Below are 15,362 nucleotides of genomic sequence, written 5' to 3'. Positions count from 1 at the left end.
CGCTCGCCCCGCACCACGCTCCCCCGCACCCCTGGAGGTACCCCCGATGACCGCACCGGTCGACCCGTCCGAGAAGTTCGCCGCCTACGCGCACCCGGAGCGCCTCGTCTCCACCGAGTGGCTGCAGGAGCAACTCGACGCCGGGGCCGGCGCGCCCGACCTGGTGGTCGTCGAGTCCGACGAGGACGTCCTGCTCTACGAGACGGGACACATCCCGGGCGCCGTGAAGATCGACTGGCACACCGACCTCAACGACCCGGTGCAGCGCGACTACATCGACGGCGCCGCGTTCGCCGAGCTCCTCGGCGGCAAGGGCATCGGCCGCGACACCACCGTCGTGATCTACGGCGACAAGAACAACTGGTGGGCCGCGTACGCCCTCTGGGTGTTCACCCTGTTCGGCCACGAGGACGTCCGCCTGCTCGACGGCGGTCGCGGCAAGTGGATCGCCGAGGACCGCGCCCTGACCACCGACGAGACCCCGGTCACGCCCGTCGAGTACCCCGTCGTCGAGCGGCACGACGAGCCCGTCCGCGCCTTCAAGGACGACGTCCTCGCGCACCTCGGCAAGCCGCTCATCGACGTCCGCAGCGCCCCGGAGTACAGCGGGGAGCGCACGACCGCGCCCGACTACCCGGAGGAGGGCGCGCTGCGCGGCGGCCACGTCCCCACCGCCGTGAACATCCCCTGGGCGACGGCCGCCGCTCCCGACGGCACCTTCAAGTCGCGCGAGGAGCTCGACGCCGTCTACCGTGACGGCGCCGGCATCGGTGACGCCGACGAGGTCATCGCCTACTGCCGCATCGGTGAGCGCTCGAGCCACACCTGGTTCGTCCTGCAGCACCTGCTCGGCTACGACAACGTCCGCAACTACGACGGCTCGTGGACCGAGTGGGGCAGCGCCGTCCGCGTCCCCATCGTGCAGGGATCCGAGCCGGGTACTGTTCCGAACCGATGAACGCCAGCACCGACGCACCACTCCCCGCCACCCTCGCCGAGATCCGCGACGACTTCCTCGCCCTGGGCCAGAAGGACCGCCTGCAGCTCCTGCTCGAGTTCTCGAACGAGCTGCCCGCACTGCCCGAACGCCTGCAGGGGCACGAGGACGAGCTCGAACGTGTCGAGGAGTGCCAGTCCCCCGTCTTCATCACCGTGACGGTGGGCGAGGACGGCGACGCCCCGGACGTGGTCCGGATGCACGCCACCGCCCCGCGCGAGGCACCGACCACCCGCGGCTTCGCCTCGATCCTGGCGCAGGGCCTGTCCGGCCTGACCGTCGAGCAGGTGCTCGCCGTCCCGACGGACTACCCGTTGACCATCGGCCTGTCCGAGGCGGTCAGCCCCCTGCGGATCCGCGGCATGGTGGGCATGCTCGGCCGCGTCCAGCGGCAGGTGCAGGCGGCGGTCGCGTAGACGCGACCCATCGACGGACGGGAGGCGCGGTGCCAGCTGGCACCGCGCCTCCCGTCCGTCCTCCGGTTGCGTCTACCGCGCGCTGGCCGCCCCGCGCCGCTGGACCACCTCGGTCAGCCACGCGAGGATCCGGGCGTCGAACCAGTCGGCGTCGTGGTTCCAGAGCTTGGTGTGCCGGGCCGTGGTCTGGATCTCGAGCCGCACCAGGTCGGGCCGTGCGCGGGCCAGGTCGTGCGAGGCCGAGGACGGCACGAACCCGTCGTCGTCGCTGTGCAGCAGCAGGATCGGCACCGTGAGCTCATCGGAGCGCGTGACCATGTCGAGCTCGCGCAGGTCCACAGGAGCCTGGAGCCCGGCGAGCCGGTGCAGCACCGGCGTGCGGAGCAGGCGCTGTGCGACCTTGCGGACCGGACGTGGCAGACGCAGGAGCTGGCTCTGCGACTTGAGCACGGCGTGCCAGTCGACGACCGGGGACTCCAGCACCACCCCGTCGACCAGGCCGGCGAAGCGCGAGCGGAGCAGGGTCTGCAGCACGACGGCGCCGCCCATCGACCAGCCCATGAGCACGACGCTCTGGGCTTCCTGCGCGGTGAGCCAGCGGAGGACGGAGTCGATGTCCTCCCACTCGGTGCTGCCGAGGCCGTAGCGGCCGTCGACGCTCGGCGGGGCGACGCCGTCGTTCCGCCACGAGGCGAGCACCACCGAGTACCCGGCGGCGCGGAAGACGGGGACGGCGCGGATCGTCTCGGCACGCGTGACGCCACGGCCGTGCACCAGGACGGCCCACGGCGCTGCCGGGTCGTCGGCACGGACGACCCAGGCGGGGGCGGGGCCGTTCGGGGTGGGGATGTCGACGTCCTCGACGGGCACGTCGAGCTCGCCCGGGGTCAGGTAGAACCAGCCGCCCCAGCGTCCGCGACGTGCAGCGGTCGGATCGCCGGCGTCGATCGCGATGATGCGGCGCGTGACGGTGGTGTCGGTCGTGCCGAGGACCTCGCCGACGCGCATGTGGCCGGTGCCGCCGCCGAACCAGAGCGAGTAGCGGCCCTGCAGCTCGGTGTCGGCCGTGCGTTCGATCGTGACGGTCTTCCGGACCGGGTCGACGGCGTGGATCGGGACGCGTTCGTTGCGCTTGCGGTCGGGGGTGACGACGGCACGGGCGACGGCGGCGACGAAGCCACCGATGACAGCCGTCCCCACCGCGGCAGCTGCCAGACCGGCGCCGAGTGCGATGAACCCGGCCGATCGAGCGGTCTCCTGGACGACGTCCTCGGCGGGTCGCGCGGATCGGGACATGGCCCGGAGCCTAGTCTGCATGTGTGTCCGAAACCCGAGAGCCCGACGCCTTCGCGCGGCTCCGCGCGTTCGTGTCCGGCGGCAGCGGCCGTGCCGAGACCACCGTCACCGAGATCCCCTCGCCGACCCGGATCGCACCGTTCTCGATCGCCCTGGCGGCGGACGTGTCCGGCACCGCGCACGGCGTCGAGTCGGACCTGGGCACCGGTCGGTTCATCGCCCTGTACGACCCGGAAGAACCCGAGGGCTGGGGCGGCGCGTTCCGTGTCGTCTCGTTCGCCCAGGCGCCGCTCGAGCCGGAGATCGGCGTCGACGAGTTCGTCGCCGACGTGACCTGGAGCTGGCTCGTCGACGCGCTCGAGTCGCACGGCGCAACGTACGACCACGCCTCGGGCACGGCCACCAAGATCATCTCGCGCGGGTACGGCGACCTCGCCGCACAGGGCGACGGCGCCCAGCTGGAACTCCGCGCGTCGTGGACACCACGCGGCGACGACCTCACCGCACACGTCCGGGCCTGGCAGGACATCGTCGCCATGCTCGCCGGTCTGCCGCCCGCATCGGACGGCGTGACCCTGCTGGCCCCGAGGAGGCTCGCCAAGTGACCGACCCCGCTCCCCAGGACGCTGCTGGATCGACCGGCCCGGCTGCGTCCGCAGCCACGGCTGCCGGATCTACTGCTGCCGCCGCCGCCGTCGGCCCGACTGCTGCCGCCGCCGGCCCCGCCTTCGAGGCATCGCACGACGCCGTCAAGGTCATCGACACGCGCGAGGACTACCTCGAGGCGGTCGCCGCCATCGCCGCCGGCCACGGCCCCGTCGCGGTCGACGCCGAGCGCGCCAGCGGCTACCGCTACTCGCAGCGCGCCTACCTGATCCAGGTCTTCCGTCGCGGTGCCGGTGCGTTCCTGTTCGACCCGATCCCGATCGGCGACTTCTCGGAGCTGCAGGCCGCCATCGTCGACGAGGAGTGGCTGTTCCACGCCGCCTCGCAGGACCTGCCGTGCCTGCAGGAGGTCGGCCTCGTCCCGACGCGTATCTTCGACACCGAGCTCGGTGCCCGGATCGCCGGGTTCCCCCGCGTCGGCCTCGGCGCCGTCGTCGAGCAGCTGCTCGGCATCACCCTGGCCAAGGCGCACTCGGCCGCCGACTGGTCGACCCGTCCCCTGCCGCAGTCGTGGCTCGTCTACGCGTCGCTCGACGTCGAGCTGCTGCCCGACCTCCGCGATGCCCTCGCCGAGAAGCTCGACGAGGCCGGCAAGACCCGGATCGCCCAGGAGGAGTTCGACGCGGTCCTGCACCGTGCGCCGAAGCCCGCCCGTGCGGAGCCCTGGCGTCGCCTGTCCGGCATGCACGCGCTCCGTGGTGCGCGAGCACTGGCGATCGCCCGGTCGCTCTGGCTCGCCCGTGACGAGTACGCCCGACAGGCGGACATCGCCCCCGGGCGCACGATCCCCGACTCGGCGATCGTCGCCGCCGCGGCCGCTGCACCCGAGTCCCGCGCCGAACTCGGTGCGCTGAAGACCTTCACGGGCCGCGCCAGCCGTTCCGAGCTCGACCGCTGGTGGGCCGCCGTCGAGGAAGGCCGCACCACCGAGGACCTCCCCCGTCTGCGCGGTGCCGGCGAGGCCACCCTGCCCCCGCCCCGCGCCTGGGCGGACCGCAACCCGGCCGCCGACCGCCGGTACAAGGCCGCGCGCGCCGCGGTGACGAAGCGTGCCGAGGAACTCGACATCCCGCTCGAGAACCTGCTCACGCCGGAGACGCTCCGGCTCGTGTCGTGGGCCCCGCCGTCGCCGCCGTCGACCGAACTGGTCGGCGCCGCCCTCGCCGAGCACGACGCCCGCCCGTGGCAGGTCGAGGAACTCGCGTCGATCATCGCCTCGGCCTTTGTGGCTGCTGCACAGCGGCCCACGGCGACGGACGACGACGAGTCGTAGGAACTGCCCAACCGGCATGCGGCCGCCCAGGCTGGGGGCATAGCGTCGGGAGGGTCGCCGGGCGAGGCCCGGCCAGGCCGGAGCGACCTGCGTTCCGGCCCGATCGATGAGGATCTGGGAGGCCCGGATTGCCAAAGGCATCAGACGTCGTGTTCGTGGACGGCGTTCGCACACCGTTCGGACGAGCCGGCGAGAAGGGGGTGTTCTGGAAGACCCGGTCCGACGACCTCGCGGTGCACGCGATGCGCGGACTGCTCGACCGGAACGCCTTCGACACCGCAGCCGTGGACGACGTCGCCGTCGCGGCGACCACGCAGCAGGGTGACCAGGGGCTGACGCTCGGGCGCACGGTCGGCATGCTCGCGGGTCTGCCGAAGTCGGTGCCCGGCTACGCGATCGACCGCATGTGTGCCGGTGCCATGACGAGCGTCACGACGCTCGCGGGTGCCATCGCCTTCGGCGCCGCCGACATTGCGATCGCCGGTGGTGTCGAGCACATGGGTCGGCACCCGATGGGCTTCAACGCCGACCCGAACCCGCGCTTCGTCGCGGAGCGCATGGTCTCGAGCGACGCCCTCGTCATGGGCGCGACCGCCGAGCGACTGCACGACCGCTTCCCCGCGATCACGAAGGACCGCACGGACGCCTACGCCGTCCAGTCCCAGCAGCGGTACGCCGCTGCCTGGGCGAACGGCAAGCTCCAGCCCGACGTCATCCCGGTCGAGGTCAACAAGGGCGACGGCTGGGACGTCGTCAGCACCGACGAGCCGCCGCGGCCGGGGACCACCCTGGAGGCGCTGGCCGCGTTGAAGACGCCGTTCCGGCCCCACGGACGGGTCACCGCCGGCAACGCCGCCGGTCTCAACGACGGTGCGACCATGAGCCTGCTCGCGTCCGAGGACGGTGCGAAGCAGCACGGACTGTCGACGAAGATGCGCATGGTCTCGTTCGCCTTCGCCGGCGTCGAGCCCGAGGTCATGGGCGTCGGCCCGGTCCCCGCGACCGACAAGGCGCTGTCGAAGGCCGGCCTGTCGATCGACGACATCGGCCTGTTCGAGATCAACGAGGCGTTCGCCGTCCAGGTGCTCGCGTTCCTCGACAACTACGGCATCGCCCAGGACTCCCCGAACGTGAACGCCTGGGGCGGCGCGATCGCCGTCGGCCACCCGCTCGCGTCGAGTGGTGTCCGGCTGATGAACCAGCTCGCCGCACAGTTCGCCGAGCGACCGGACGTCAAGTACGGCATCACCACGATGTGCATCGGGCTCGGCCAGGGCGGCACCGTCATCTGGGAGAACCCGAACCACAGCAAGTCGGCCGAGCGTTCGGCTCGGAAGGGGGCGTGACCATGACCATCGTCGACAACGACCGACTGGCCGAACTCAGCGAGGACGAGGTCGTCACGCACTCGTTCGTCAAGCACGTCACGATGCCCTCTGGTGGCACGCTGGCGCTCATCACGCTCGACAACGGCAAGGACTACAAGCGACCGAACACCCTCGGGCCCCGCACGCTCCGTGAGCTGTCCGGCGTGCTCGACACCCTGAAGACCGAGGCCGCCGCCGGCACGATCCAGGGCGTCGCCATCACCGGCAAGGAGTACTGCTTCGCCGCCGGTGCCGACCTGTCCCAGGCAGCCGCGGTCCCGTCGCGCGAGGCCGCCCTCGACCTGGCCGCCCTCGGGCACGCCACGCTCCGCAAGTTCGCCGACCTCGGGGTGCCGTCGTTCGCGTTCGTGAACACCCTGGCGCTCGGTGGTGGGCTCGAGATCGCCCTGCACTGCACCTACCGGGCGTTCTCGTCCGCGGCGCAGGGCATCGGCCTGCCCGAGGTGTTCCTCGGCATCATCCCCGGCTGGGGCGGCGCGACACTGCTCCCCCGCCTGATCGGCCCGGAGCGCGCGCTCCGCGTCATCGTCGAGAACCCGCTCAAGAACAACCGCCTGATGGACGGTGCGGCCGCGGTCGAGATCGGCATCGGCGACGTGCTCGTCCCGTCCGTCACGTTCCTGCCCTCGGCCGTGGCCTGGGCGGACGGCGTCATCACCGGCACGACCAAGGTGGTGCGGAAGAACGAACCGGGCATGCTCGAGAAGGCTGCGTGGGGCACCGTCGTCAAGGTCGCCCGCGGACAGGTCGCCTCGAAGATCGGCACGGTGCCGAAGTCGCCGTTCCGGGCGCTCGACCTCGTGGCCGCCGCGAAGTCGGGCTCGCTCGACGAACGGTTCGCCGACGAGGACGAGGCCCTCGCCGACCTCATCTCGGGCGACCAGTTCGCCGCGTCGATGTACGCCTTCGACCTCGTGCAGAAGCGTGCGAAGAAGCCCGTCGGCGCTCCCGAGGGCGTCGAGCCGAAGAAGATCACGAAGGTCGGCGTCCTCGGCGCCGGGCTGATGGCGTCGCAGTTCGCGCTGCTGTTCGCCCGACGCCTGGGCGTCCCCGTCGTCATCACCGACGTCGACCAGTCCCGTGTGGACGCCGGCGTCGAGCGGATCCGCGGCGAGGTCGCGAAGCTGCTCGACAAGGGCCGGATCTCCCCCGACGACGCGAACCGCATCACCGCACTCGTCAGCGGCTCAGTGTCCTACGACGCCTTCGCCGACGCCGACTGGGTGATCGAGGCCGTCTTCGAGGAGATGACCGTCAAGCAGGAGGTCCTCCGGAAGATCGAGCAGGTCATCGCGCCGGACGCCATCCTCGCCACGAACACGTCGTCGCTCTCCGTCGACGAGATGGCGTCGGTGCTCACCAACCCGGAGCGGCTCGTCGGCTTCCACTTCTTCAACCCGGTCGCGGTCATGCCGCTGCTCGAGGTGGTGCGCGCGGCGAAGACCTCGGACGAGGCCCTCATCACCGCCCTCGCCGTCGCGAAGACCCTGAAGAAGACCGCGATCATCACCGCGGACCAGCCGGGCTTCGTCGTCAACAGGGTGCTCGCGCGGGTGCTCGGCGAGGCGATGCGTGGCGTCGAGGAAGGGACCTCGTTCGACACCGTCGCCCAGGGTGCCGCGCCCCTCGGCCTGCCGATGTCGCCGTTCGAGCTGCTCGAGCTCGTCGGGCTGCCGGTCGGCGCGCACGTGCTCGACTCGCACCACGCGGCCTGGCCGGAGCGCTTCTACCCCGGTGACGGGCTGAAGAAGATCGCCGAGCACGGGACGATCCTCACCCGCGACAAGAAGGGCAACGCGACCGGGTACGACCCCGCCGCCGTGAAGCTCGTCGCGCCCTCCAAGAAGGACGCGAAGCCCGTCGACGCCGCCGAGATGCAGCGCCGGTTCGAGGACGCCCTGGCCGACGAGCTGCACCGCATGCTCGAGGACCGGGTCGTCGAGCACGTCGAGGAGATCGACCTCGGGCTCATCCTCGGTGCCGGTTACCCGTTCCAGGCCGGTGGCATCAGCCCGTACCTCGACCGCTCCGGTGCGTCCGAGCGTGTCTTCGGCGGCACGTTCCACGAGCCCCGGATCGTCGGCCCCGCTTCCCGCTAGGGCCCAGCACGCAAAACACCGGTGTTCGCGCACCGAACACCCGCAAACCGCGGCGTGGAGCGCGAACACCGGTGTTTTGCTGACCAGACCCGAACCAGCCGGCCGCCGCCGAGCCGTCAGCGGTCGGACGCCGCCGACTCGCGGGACCGCGCGGGCTTCGCCTGCGGCAACTTCGTCCCGACGACCTGGTCGATGACGTCGCGGGCGATCGCCTGCGCCGTCAGCCCCGCATCGGCGAGGATCTGCGACCGGGTCGCGTGGTCGATGAACGCGTCGGGCAGCCCGAGCTCGTTCACCCCGGTGTCGACCCCGGCGGCGCGCAGGTCCTGCCGCAGCCGGGTCCCGACGCCGCCGACCCGCACGCCGTCCTCGATGGTGATCACGAGTCGGTGCGTCCGCGACAGCTCGATCAGCGACGCGGGGATCGGCACCACCCAGCGCGGGTCCACGACGGTGACGCCGATGCCCTGCGCCTCGAGCAGCGCCGCGGCCTCGAGTGCCACCGGCACCATCGACCCGACGGCGACGAAGAGCACGTCCTCGACGTCGTCCGCGGCGGCGTGCAGGACGTCCACACCATCGGAGAGTCGACGGACCGCGGGGATGTCCGGTCCGACCTGCCCCTTCGACCACCGCAGCACGGTGGGGGCGTCGTCGACGGCGATCGCCTCGCGGAACTCCTCGCGCAAGGTCGCAGCATCGCGGGGCGCGGCGATCCGGATCCCCGGCACGACCTGCAGCAGCGCGAGGTCCCACATGCCGTGGTGGGAGGGGCCGTCCGGGCCGGTGATCCCGGCACGGTCGAGCACGAACGTCACGCCGGCCTTGTGCAGGGCGACGTCCATCAGGACCTGATCGAACGCGCGGTTCAGGAACGTCGCGTAGAGCGCCACGACCGGGTGGAGTCCCCCGTAGGCCAGACCCGCGGCGGTCGTCACGGCGTGCTGCTCGGCGATGCCGACGTCGTACACGCGGTCCGGGTGCTGCTCCTGGAACAGGTGCAGCCCGGTCGGCCGGAGCATCGCCGCCGTGATGGCGACGATCCGGGGATCCGAGGCACCGGCTTCGGCCAGGGAGGACGCGAACACCGATGTCCACGACGGGCCCGAGGCGGCGTCGAGCGACTCCCCCGTCTCCGGGTCGATGTGTCCGACGGCGTGGAACTGGTCGGCCTGGTCGCGCAGGGCGGGCTCGAAGCCGTGGCCCTTCTCGGTGATCGCGTGCACGATCACGGGAGCGCCGTACTCCTTCGCCTGCCGGAGCGCTGCCTCCATCGCCTGCTGGTCGTGCCCGTTCACCGGGCCGATGTACTTGATGTCGAGGTTCGAGTACAGCGCCTCGTTGTTCGTCAGCCGCGACAGGAAGCCGTGCAGGCCACCGCGCATGCCCCGGTACACCGCACGACCCGGAGCGCCGAACCGAGCCGCCACGGCCTGCGTGCCCTCGTACAGGGCCCGGTACTCGCGCCGGGTGCGCACGGAGCTCAGGAACCGCGCCATGCCACCGATCGTCGGGGCGTAGGAGCGGCCGTTGTCGTTGACGACGATGACCAGGCGCCGGTCGTTGTCGTCGGAGATGTTGTTGAGCGCCTCCCACGTCATGCCGCCGGTGAGGGCGCCGTCCCCGACCACCGCGACGACGGTGCGGTCGGTCTGCCCGGTCTGCCCGAACGCGCGGGAGATGCCGTCAGCCCACGACAGCGACGACGACGCGTGCGAGGACTCGACGATGTCGTGCTCGGACTCGCTCCGCTGCGGGTAGCCGGCGATGCCGCCGCGTTCGCGCAGCTTGGAGAAGTCCTGGCGCCCGGTGACGAGCTTGTGCACGTACGACTGGTGCCCGGTGTCGAAGACGAACGGGTCGTTCGGCGAGTCGAACACGCGGTGCATCGCGAGCGTCAGCTCCACGACGCCCAGGTTCGGCCCGAGGTGCCCACCGGTCTTCGCGACCTCGGCGACCAGGAAGCGCCGGATCTCGGCGGCGAGGTCGGTCATCTGCGCGTCGGAGAGACGCTTCAGGTCGCGCGGCGACGTGATGCTGGCGAGCAGGCTCACGGGCGCTCCTTTCGTGGGGCTGTCGGCCCACTCTATTCTCGGGACCCGACAACGGACGGGAGGCCCGTGGCGGTGTCGCCACGGGCCTCCCGTCCGTCCTGTGGTCGCGTCAGCGACCCGTGCGCACGTCGCTCCTGTCGTTCAACGGACTCAGACGAGCGAGCGGAGCACGTACTGCAGGATGCCGCCGTTGCGGTAGTAGTCGGCCTCGCCGGGGGTGTCGATGCGGACGACCGCGTCGAACTCGATCGGCTGCTTGCCGGCCGGCGAGTGCTCGCTCGGCGTCGCGGTGACGTGCACCGTCTTCGGGGTGCGGCCCTCGTTCAGCTCGGTCAGCCCGGAGATCGACACGACCTCGGTGCCGTCGAGCCCGAGGGACTCGACCGTCTCGCCCGCCGGGAACTGCAGCGGGACGACGCCCATGCCGATGAGGTTCGAGCGGTGGATCCGCTCGAAGCTCTCGGTGATGACCGCGCGGACACCGAGCAGGTTCGTGCCCTTGGCAGCCCAGTCACGGGACGAGCCGGAGCCGTACTCCTTGCCACCGAAGATGACGAGCGGGATGCCCTGCTCCTGGTAGTGCTGCGAGGCGTCGTAGATGAACGACTGCGCACCGTCCGGCGTCGTGAAGTCACGGGTGTACCCGCCCTCCACGCCGTCGAGCAGCTGGTTGCGCAGACGGATGTTCGCGAACGTGCCGCGGATCATGACCTCGTGGTTGCCGCGACGCGAGCCGTAGGAGTTGAAGTCCTTGCGGTCGACGCCGTGCTCGGCGAGGTACTGGCCGGCGGGGCTGTCGGCCTTGATCGAACCGGCCGGCGAGATGTGGTCGGTCGTGACCGAGTCGCCGAGCTTCGCGAGCACCCGAGCGCCGGAGATGTCCGACACCGCGTCGGGCTGCATCGTCATGCCCTCGAAGTACGGGGGCTTCCGGACGTAGGTCGACTCCTGGTCCCACTCGAAGGTGTCACCCGTCGGGGTCGGCAGGTTCTTCCAGCGGTCGTCGCCCTCGAACACGGAGCCGTACTCGTGGGTGAACATCTCGGTGTCGATCGACTCGTCGATGACCTGCTGCACCTCGGCCGCGTCGGGCCAGATGTCGGTCAGGTAGACGTCGTTGCCGTCCTGGTCGGTGCCGAGGGCGTCCTTGTCGAAGTCGAAGTGCATCGACCCGGCGAGGGCGTAGGCGATGACCAGCGGCGGGGACGCCAGGTAGTTCATCTTGACGTCGGGGTTGATCCGGCCCTCGAAGTTGCGGTTGCCCGAGAGCACCGCGGTGACGGCGAGGTCGTTGTCCTGCACGGCCTGCGAGATCTCCTCGGGCAGCGGGCCCGAGTTGCCGATGCAGGTGGTGCAGCCGTAGCCGACCGTGTAGAAGCCGAGCTGCTCGAGGTAGGTGGTGAGACCGGCCTTCTCGTAGTAGTCGGTGACGACCTTCGACCCGGGCGCGAGGGTGGTCTTCACCCAGGGCTTCGCGGTGAGGCCCTTCTTCGCGGCGTTCCGGGCGAGGATGCCGGCGGCCATCATGACCGACGGGTTCGACGTGTTCGTGCACGAGGTGATCGCGGCGATCGCGACGGCACCGTGGTCGATCGTGAACGGATCGGCCCCGTCCATCGCGACCTTCGTCGGCGCCGAGGCGGTCGACGGTGCGCTCGACACGTGCACGTGCTCGTGCAGCGCCGTGTCCTCGTTGGTGGAACCGGCGGCGATCGGGTCGGAGGCCGGGAACGTCTCCTCGACCGCGTCGTCGAGGTCGGTCTGCTCGGACGGCGTCGTGTAGTTGTTCAGGTCGAGCTCGAACTGGCTCTTCGCGTTCGTGAGCTCGATGCGGTCCTGCGGACGCTTCGGGCCCGAGATGGAGGGCACGACCGTGGAGAGGTCGAGCTCCATGTACTCGGAGTAGTTCGGCTCGACCGACGCGTCGTGCCACAGGCCCTGGGCCTTGGAGTACGCCTCGACCAGGGCGATCTGTGCATCGTCGCGACCGGTCAGCCGCAGGTAGTCCAGCGTGACGTCGTCGACCGGGAAGATCGCCGCCGTCGAACCGAACTCGGGCGACATGTTGCCGATGGTGGCCCGGTTGGCGAGCGGGACGGCGCCGACGCCCTCGCCGTAGAACTCGACGAACTTGCCGACGACGCCGTGCTTGCGGAGCTCCTGGGTGATGGTGAGCACCACGTCGGTCGCGGTCACGCCGGCCGGGATCTCACCGGAGAGCTTGAAGCCGACGACCTTCGGGATGAGCATCGACACGGGCTGGCCGAGCATCGCGGCCTCGGCCTCGATGCCGCCGACGCCCCAGCCGAGCACGCCGAGGCCGTTCACCATCGTGGTGTGCGAGTCGGTGCCGACCAGGGTGTCCGGGTACGCGTAGGTCTCGCCGTCGAAGTCACGCGTGTAGGTGACCTTCGCCAGGTACTCGATGTTCACCTGGTGGACGATGCCGGTGCCCGGCGGGACGACCTTGAAGTCCTCGAACGCGGTCTGGCCCCAGCGGAGGAACTGGTAGCGCTCACCGTTCCGCTCGTACTCCAGGTCCGTGTTGCGCTGCAGGGCGTCCGTGCTGCCGAACAGGTCGGCGATGACGGAGTGGTCGATGACCATCTCGGCCGGGGACAGCGGGTTGATCTTGTTCGGGTCGCCGCCGATGTCCGCCATGGCCTCGCGCATGGTGGCGAGGTCGACGATGCACGGCACACCCGTGAAGTCCTGCATGACGACGCGTGCCGGCGAGAACTGGATCTCGGTGTCGGGTTCCGCGTCGGGCCGCCAGGAGCCGAGCGCCCGGATCTGTCCCTCGGTGACGTTCTTGCCGTCCTCGGTGCGGAGGAGGTTCTCGAGCAGCACCTTCAGGCTGTAGGGCAACTTCTCGTGCCCGGGAACCGAGTCGATCCGGTGGATCGCGTAGTCGACACCCCCAACCGACAGTGTGTCCTTCGAGCCGAAGCTATTGACTGCAGCCACCGTGCCGCCTCCCTACTGATCGGTTTGCCCTCATCCTCGCGGGCCGTGGACCGTCCCACCAGCAAGGCAAACCTAATCCCGAGGACGCGTGCGCGCCCTGCGAGAACTATCTTGATGTCGAGAGAACTCTACACCGGGGCGACGTCGTCGCGTCGGACGAACACGGTGCGGACCAGCAGCCAGGTCACCCAGAGCACCGCCGCGTACAGCGGCACGCCGAGGATGAGCTTCAGCCCGGCGAGCAGTTCGACCTGCGCCGTCAGGTACAGCGGGACCTCCACCGCGAGCCGGACCGCGAACAGCCCGACCCAGATCCAGGTGGCGACCGTCAGCACGCGGCGCTTGACGGGGTCGGCGCGCCAGTCGACGTGCGAGCCGTCCTCGTTCGCGGGCAGCAGGAACCCGACGACGAGCCCGATGAGCGGCCAGCGGATCGCCAGCGTGATGAGCAGTCCGACGAGCCAGACGGCGTTGATGACGATCCCGGGGATGAAGTTGCTCTCCGCGCGGCCGGTGATGAGCGCCAGGCCGGCTGAGACCGCGACGCCGAGGATGCCCGCGAACGACATCGTCACCGACTGCCGCTGCAGCAACCGGAGCACCACGAACACCAGGCCGACCGCCACCGGGATCACGACGCTCGGCACGAGCTCCTTCGTGATCGCGTAGACGACCAGGAACGCGAACCCGGGCAGCACCGACTCGGCGAGCCCACGCACCCCGCCGACCGCGCCGAGCAGCGCCCGGCCGGACGGTGCCTCACCGGGTGCCACGCGGGCGATCCCGGCGTTCTGCACGGCGTCACGGAACTGCGCGGAGAACGACGGCGCCACCGAGGGCTCAGCCGCCGGCGCCACCGATGACTCAGCAGCCGGTGCAACGGGGTCGGAGCCGGCCGTCTCGGGTCGTGGGGTGTCGTCGTGGTCCGGCACCGTGCCTCCAGGCGGGGTTGGTCGTCTGTCGGTCAGATCGCGGTCTGCGTCGACTTGGGCATGTGCAGCGGGATGAGGTCGCGCGGCGGCATCGGCGTCGTGCCGCGCACGACGACGACGCTGCGGAACAGCTCCTCGATCTCGCTCGCGTCGTCGGGCTGCTCGGCGGCCTTGCCGGCGATCACGCCGCGCAGGAACCAGCGCGGGCCGTCGACGCCGACGAACCGGGCCGGGCGGGAGCCGGCGGTGCCACCGTCGCCGTCCACGGCGACCGGGACGGACGCGCGGAGCTCGGGGCCGAACGGGCCGTCGACCTCGGTCACGACACCGCCCTGGCGCTCGATCTGCTCGGCGATCTGGGCGCGGATCTCGTGCCAGAGGCCGGTCGAGCGCGGTGCTGCGAACGGCTGGACCTGCAGCGTGGACTCGTCGTAGTCGAGCCCGACCGCGACGACGCGCTGCGAGCCCTCCTCGACCTCGAGGCGCAGGTGCAGGCCCTCGCGCGGGAGCACCTTCACCCCGCCCAGGTCGACGTACGGGCGGACCAGGTTCGCCTCGGTCTCGTCGTGGGGGCCGTTCTCGGCCCGGTCCTCCGGAGCGGACTTGTCCGTCGGGGCGACCGCGTCGACCTCGTCGAGGTCCGCGTCGGCATCCGTCGCGATGTCGACCTCGGGGGACGTGTCCGCGACCTCGATGTCGTCGGCGACGGCGTCCGCCACCTCGACCTCGTCCCGCTTGCGTCGGCCGAACTTCATGCGCGCGTTCCTTCCTGAGCGTCTGCGGCGGCACCGGTCACGGCGTCGCTCCGGTCACCGTAGCCCGACGAGCCGAACCCGCCCTGTCCGCGGACACTGTCCGGCAGGTCGTCGACCCGGGTGTAGGTCACCTGCGGCACCGGCATCACGATCAACTGGGCGATGCGGTCGCCGACGTGCACCTCGTACGGTTCCGTCTGGTCGGTGTTAAGCAGGGCGACCTTGATCTCCCCGCGGTAGCCGGAGTCGACGGTGCCGGGGCTGTTCACGATCGTGATGCCGTGCTTCGCCGCCAGGCCGCTCCGCGGGACCACGAACGCGGCGTACCCCTCGGGCAGCGCGATGCGCAGCCCCGTGGCGGCCAGGTGTCGCTCCCCCGGCTGCAGCACGAAGGCCTCGGTGGAGACGAGATCGGCACCCGCGTCGCCGGGGTGGGCGTGGCCGGGAGCGTGCTCCCCGGTCCAGAGGACGTCGACTGGTTCGGTCACGTGACGAGGGTAGTGCAGCCGTGACCGTTCC

Annotated in this window: 12 protein-coding genes; 6 read left to right on the top strand and 6 right to left on the bottom strand. The window is 70.9% G+C overall.

Translation table 11 applies throughout. From position 1 onward, the window contains the following. Positions 1 to 46 precede the first annotated feature (46 nt). Together DEJ06_RS15310 and DEJ06_RS15305 are read left to right on the top strand one after the other, a co-directional pair. Positions 47 to 958, top strand: coding sequence for a sulfurtransferase (locus tag DEJ06_RS15310; RefSeq protein WP_111039883.1), 912 nt, complete (start codon positions 47 to 49; stop codon positions 956 to 958). Then, positions 955 to 1,413 carry a SufE family protein gene (locus DEJ06_RS15305; RefSeq protein WP_027465483.1) on the top strand — a complete coding sequence of 153 codons (459 nt, stop codon included), beginning with the start codon at positions 955 to 957 and terminating at the stop codon, positions 1,411 to 1,413. The genes DEJ06_RS15310 and DEJ06_RS15305 overlap by 4 nt, the downstream gene beginning before the upstream one ends. 72 nt (positions 1,414 to 1,485) lie before the next feature. Here DEJ06_RS15305 and DEJ06_RS15300 read toward each other — a convergent pair whose 3' ends face one another. Continuing rightward, on the bottom strand, positions 1,486 to 2,709 hold the full coding sequence (locus tag DEJ06_RS15300) for an alpha/beta fold hydrolase (RefSeq protein WP_181436892.1): 1,224 nt from the start codon (positions 2,707 to 2,709) through the stop codon (positions 1,486 to 1,488). 23 nt (positions 2,710 to 2,732) lie between these two features. Here DEJ06_RS15300 and DEJ06_RS15295 point away from each other — a divergent pair, with 23 nt between their 5' ends. The 4 genes from DEJ06_RS15295 to DEJ06_RS15275 all read left to right on the top strand — a co-directional run bounded on the left by DEJ06_RS15295 (position 2,733) and on the right by DEJ06_RS15275 (position 8,135). Then, positions 2,733 to 3,314 carry a DUF3000 domain-containing protein gene (locus DEJ06_RS15295; protein WP_017886108.1) on the top strand — a complete coding sequence of 194 codons (582 nt, stop codon included), beginning with the start codon at positions 2,733 to 2,735 and terminating at the stop codon, positions 3,312 to 3,314. Continuing rightward, the gene (locus DEJ06_RS15285) at positions 3,311 to 4,648 is read left to right on the top strand and encodes a ribonuclease D (RefSeq protein WP_258372536.1); all 1,338 of its coding nucleotides are present in this window, start codon (positions 3,311 to 3,313) and stop codon (positions 4,646 to 4,648) included. Before DEJ06_RS15295 ends, DEJ06_RS15285 begins: the two co-directional genes overlap by 4 nt. 128 nt (positions 4,649 to 4,776) lie before the next feature. Then, a complete protein-coding gene (locus DEJ06_RS15280) occupies positions 4,777 to 5,994 on the top strand; it encodes a thiolase family protein (protein WP_027465475.1) in 1,218 nt (405 codons plus the stop codon). Between the two features lie 2 nt (positions 5,995 to 5,996). After that, on the top strand, positions 5,997 to 8,135 hold the full coding sequence (locus DEJ06_RS15275) for a 3-hydroxyacyl-CoA dehydrogenase NAD-binding domain-containing protein (protein ID WP_111039880.1): 2,139 nt from the start codon (positions 5,997 to 5,999) through the stop codon (positions 8,133 to 8,135). 116 nt (positions 8,136 to 8,251) lie between these two features. On the opposite strand, the gene dxs is transcribed toward DEJ06_RS15275, so the two are convergent. The 5 genes from dxs to dut form a co-directional block, all read right to left on the bottom strand. Then, entirely contained in the window at positions 8,252 to 10,189 is a 1,938-nt protein-coding gene (gene dxs, locus DEJ06_RS15270; RefSeq protein ID WP_111039879.1) for a 1-deoxy-D-xylulose-5-phosphate synthase, read from the bottom strand. 150 nt (positions 10,190 to 10,339) lie between these two features. Then, positions 10,340 to 13,156, bottom strand: coding sequence for an aconitate hydratase AcnA (gene acnA, locus DEJ06_RS15265; protein ID WP_111039878.1), 2,817 nt, complete (start codon positions 13,154 to 13,156; stop codon positions 10,340 to 10,342). Positions 13,157 to 13,284: 128 nt separating this feature from the next. Further along, positions 13,285 to 14,088, bottom strand: coding sequence for a DUF3159 domain-containing protein (locus tag DEJ06_RS15260; RefSeq protein WP_111039877.1), 804 nt, complete (start codon positions 14,086 to 14,088; stop codon positions 13,285 to 13,287). A 32-nt stretch (positions 14,089 to 14,120) separates the two neighbouring features. After that, complete coding sequence (locus tag DEJ06_RS15255; RefSeq protein ID WP_027465470.1) at positions 14,121 to 14,843, bottom strand: DUF3710 domain-containing protein; 723 nt, start codon at positions 14,841 to 14,843, stop codon at positions 14,121 to 14,123. Further along, positions 14,840 to 15,331 (bottom strand): dUTP diphosphatase, encoded by a 492-nt coding sequence (dut, locus tag DEJ06_RS15250; protein WP_071403948.1) that lies wholly within the window; start codon positions 15,329 to 15,331, stop codon positions 14,840 to 14,842. The genes DEJ06_RS15255 and dut overlap by 4 nt, the downstream gene beginning before the upstream one ends. Positions 15,332 to 15,362 lie beyond the last annotated feature (31 nt).

The sequence above is a fragment of the Curtobacterium sp. MCLR17_051 genome, assembly GCF_003234395.1.
Classification (GTDB): Bacteria; Actinomycetota; Actinomycetes; order Actinomycetales; family Microbacteriaceae; genus Curtobacterium; species Curtobacterium flaccumfaciens.
Note: the sequence above shows the minus strand (reverse complement) of the source record. Positions and strands in the feature narration are given on the sequence as shown.

Excerpts from the sequence above, each read along its gene's own strand:
- DEJ06_RS15310 (WP_111039883.1), top strand. The coding sequence starts at position 47 with ATGACCGCACCGGTCGACCCGTCCGAGAAGTTCGCCGCCTACGCGCAC.
- DEJ06_RS15305 (WP_027465483.1), top strand. The coding sequence starts at position 955 with ATGAACGCCAGCACCGACGCACCACTCCCCGCCACCCTCGCCGAGATC.
- DEJ06_RS15300 (WP_181436892.1), bottom strand. The coding sequence starts at position 2,709 with ATGTCCCGATCCGCGCGACCCGCCGAGGACGTCGTCCAGGAGACCGCT.
- DEJ06_RS15275 (WP_111039880.1), top strand. The coding sequence starts at position 5,997 with ATGACCATCGTCGACAACGACCGACTGGCCGAACTCAGCGAGGACGAG.
- DEJ06_RS15255 (WP_027465470.1), bottom strand. The coding sequence starts at position 14,843 with ATGAAGTTCGGCCGACGCAAGCGGGACGAGGTCGAGGTGGCGGACGCC.